This is a genomic window from Candidatus Neomarinimicrobiota bacterium, from assembly GCA_018647265.1.
Taxonomy (GTDB): domain Bacteria; phylum Fidelibacterota; class Marinisomatia; order Marinisomatales; family TCS55; genus TCS55.
Genome location: JABGTK010000079.1, coordinates 1 through 3,382 on the forward strand (window position 1 = coordinate 1; position 3,382 = coordinate 3,382).

2 protein-coding genes are annotated in these 3,382 nt (G+C 42.2%); both read right to left on the reverse strand.

Annotated elements, in window-relative coordinates:
* Positions 1-675, reverse strand: a 675-nt coding sequence (locus HN459_04765) for a radical SAM protein (GenBank protein MBT3478756.1), incomplete at its 3' end; no start/stop codon positions are given.
* Between the two features lie 138 nt (positions 676-813).
* Positions 814-3,382, reverse strand: a 2,569-nt coding sequence (locus HN459_04770) for a molybdopterin-dependent oxidoreductase (GenBank protein ID MBT3478757.1), incomplete at its 5' end; no start/stop codon positions are given.

A 3,382-nucleotide genomic window follows, 5' to 3' on the forward strand; every position in this document is an offset into this window, starting at 1 on the left:
CGCTCCATAAAATTTCCCAGTTTTCCATATTTGGTGTGAATCAAATGGCATGAGTTCAATGAAACGAACCGTAATATCATTTTCTTTAGTAAGTGCCACAAAGTCCATGAGTTCATCATCATTAAAATCACGCATGGCAACTACATTCAACTTGATGGACTGAATAGATGATTTAATGGCTTTATCTAATCCGTCTAACACAGATTTCAATCCGTCTCTTCTTGTAATTGTTTTATATTTATTCTGCTCCAACGTATCCAAACTAATATTTATCCCAGATAAACCTGCTGATTCTAATTCATGGATATATTTTGAAAGTAATAAACCATTCGTCGTTACATGAATTGAATCAATTCCATCCAAACTATTGGCAAATTGAATGATGGGCACTAAGTCTTTTCGGAGTAAGGGTTCGCCACCCGTTAAGCGAATTTTGGACACACCCATTTGGGATGCTAATTCAATAAGTCGAAATATTTCTTCTGTGGAAAGGAGTTTGTCTTCGGGGCGAAATTCGATGCCTTCTTCTGGCATACAGTAAATACAGCGAAGATTACATTGTTCGTTAAGGGCAAGGCGTAAATAGTTGAATGTTCGACCGAAACGGTCAATGATGGGTGATGCCGATTCATTCAGCTCACCATTAATTGGGCTGGGTGTAATTATATTTTCCATTCTTATTCCAAGTCACCCCGATTATTTATCGGAGATCGGGAGCAAATCTTGTCGTTTCCGACAAAACCGTACCGGCCGAAAATCATATTTCAATTCAAAACTTAGATTTTTCGGCTAAAGAATTCGGACAAAGTTATCTTATTTATCTTCTAAATAAAACTGCTCTTTTTGGGGTGTTAATGGACGTCCCATCCAAAGCGGTCGGCGTAAGCCGTCAGGATGTGTTTCTTTCTCTTTCGCCCATGCGTTCCATTTTTTATAATGTTCGAATGATTTATTTGTATCCACGAACACATCGCCATATTTCTCGCCGGATTCCGGCTTGGATATGCTCACTTTTTGCAACCAACAATGGGCGCCCGAAATTGGGTCGGGATTTGCCGCATGTGTAATATTCTGATGCACACCACCATCTCGCCACCAAACACGATTCGTGTCCGGATCATTCGATTCCCACGGTTCGACTCCACTCACTGTTTCCATTTTCCATTTCCCATCACCCATATTATGAATATCAACCGTATTGGACATAAATCGATTCCCAGCATCTTGCTGACGTCGCCATCTTCCAATATGATGTGAACAAGCCACAACACCCGGTTTGATAGCTTCCGTCACCCAAACTTTATCCACAAACCAACCGATTTCTGTCGTGATTTTGAGTAAATCACCATTATCCACGCCAAGGCGTTTTGCATCTTTGGTATGAATCCAAATGGGATTTTTATGGGCAATCTCTGTGAGCCATTTAGCATTGGCCGATCGAGAATGAATATGAGTGGGCAATCTAAAATTCGGAAGCAAAACACATTCATTTTTACTGGTGTCCATTTCATCTGGATGCACATGACTTTTAATCCGATATCCAGGCGTAGCATGTTCCGGATAACCAAAATCCACCATAGTTTGGGAATAAATTTCTTGTCGTTTTGATGGGGTAGGAAATCCACTAAAGTCTTTGCCATCTACTTGAATGCCCACAATATTGCCATCTTTTTCAATTTGGCCGTTCTCTTTAACCGTGGCACCATTCATGGTTTCTTCATTCACAGCGTCTTCATTTTTCACATACACTTCAGAATCGACCATAAAAGCACCAAACTTCCGCATGTATTCTAAAGCAGAAAGGCCTTCTTTTTTGGCAGCTTCTGGCAATCCATTCGTATGTTCAAAAATGTATTGATAATATTCGTCAATGTTGATTTTTTCACCATCCCGATAGGGACTCATAAAATGTTTTCGGATTCCCAAATCTCCATCTTTGTCAATGCGCCAGGATAGCTCAATCCAAAATTCATCTTCTTCCCACACTTCACCTGGATTTACTTCATAAGTAAATTCCACTTCTTTCCCATCGCGGCGGGCTTTTTCTCTCAACACGGGTTGACGAAATGCAATCCAAACACCGGATTGTGTTTCGTAAGAATTAATATCATGCCGCTCGGATGCATGTCCCATGGGTAAAACATAATCGGCAAAAAATGCAGTTTCATTCCATGTAGGCGTAAGGGCAATATGGCATCCTACTTTTTCTGCATCGGATAACATTTCTATCCAAGAAAATCCATCGGGATACGTCCAAACCGGATTAAAAACACGGGTGAAATACACATCCATTGAACCGCGACCCTCTTTGATTAAATGGGGCAAAATTTGACTCATTTCATAATGGGCCAACGTGTATTCTTTGGGCCAAGCCAATTCGTTCCAAGCATCTGGCCCCGGTGGCACATCAAAAAATTCCGGATGAAATTTGTTCCATGCACTGGGTGATGTGCCCCCTTCTGTTCCAACAGAACCGGTGAGCACATTTAATAAATGAAGTGTTCGAGAGACTTGCCATCCACCGAGATTTCCAATAGAAGCGCCCCGCCAAACATGGGTAGAAAGTTTACTTCCTGCATTCCCAACCATTTTCGCCACACAAATAATTTGATCCGCTTCAATCTGCGCTTCTTTGGCAGCATATTCCGGTGTGAATTCCGCCCATTCTTCGCTCAATCGCTTGATGAATTGGTCAAATTTTACGGGATCATCCGGATGCAAATTTTTGAGATAATCATCCCAATTCACCCAGTTTTCCATATAATGGCGATCGTATAATCCTTCGTCTAAAATAATCTTCGCCATGGCTAAATAAACCGCTGATTCACTGCCGGGATAAGTGGGCATCCATTCATCCGCCATGGATGCAGTATTCGATAAACGTGGATCCATAACAATCAACTTGGCGCCTTTCATCATTCCTTCCATAATCCGTTGGGCATGTGGATTAAAATAATGGCCCGTTTCCAAATGGGATGAAGCCAATAAAATCACTTCGGCGTTGGTATGGTCCGGACTGGGGCGGTCGTATTTATGCCATAAAGCGTAACCGGTTCGAGCGCCGGCAGAACAAATATTTGTGTGAGAATTGTGCCCATCCACGCCCCACGCTTTTAACACGCGCTCTGCATAACCTTCATGCCCGGGCCGACCCACATGATAAACCACTTTTTCTTTACTTTTCCTTAATGATGTCGCAATCTTTTCAGAAATTTCATCCAATGCTTGATCCCAAGTAATGCGTTCCCACTTCCCTTCGCCCCGCTCGCCAACCCTTTTCATAGGATAAAGTATTCGCTCTGTATCATTGATTTGATTAATTGTTGCGGGACCTTTGGCACAATTCCGTCCACGGCTACCGGGATGGTGTGGATTCCCTTCA